We start from the raw sequence: 304 nt of genomic DNA, 5'->3' as shown, positions 1-304 counted from the left end.
CCAGAGGAAAGCCAGATCGAGCGCGATCACTTCCGCGAGCGCTGCGAGGCTGTAGCCAACACCTATCTGCTGTCGCGCCGCGAAAACGAAGTGATGTACTATCTGTCCCGCGGCTACAAGTCCTCATTCATCCAGCAGCAGCTCTACATTTCCGAAGGCACCGCGAAGACCCACATCCGCCACATCTACCGCAAGCTGGACATCCACAGCCAGCTAGAGCTCATCCACCTCATCGACGAAGTGGAACTGTAGGACGCCCAACCAAGGCAGTGAGACGGCCAACTGTCTCATGCAGGAAACGTCA

General features: G+C 57.2%; 1 protein-coding gene. It reads left to right on the top strand.

Annotated features, from left to right (window positions below):
- Positions 1 to 252: response regulator transcription factor (locus PZH32_RS12730; RefSeq protein WP_275208623.1), on the top strand; the 252-nt coding region annotated here is incomplete at its 5' end.
- Between the last annotated feature and the right edge of the window lie 52 nt (positions 253 to 304).

The sequence above is a fragment of the Adlercreutzia equolifaciens genome, from assembly GCF_029076695.1.
In the GTDB taxonomy this organism is placed as follows: Bacteria; Actinomycetota; Coriobacteriia; order Coriobacteriales; family Eggerthellaceae; genus Adlercreutzia; species Adlercreutzia equolifaciens_A.
This window is presented reverse-complemented; position numbering and strand designations above follow the sequence as displayed.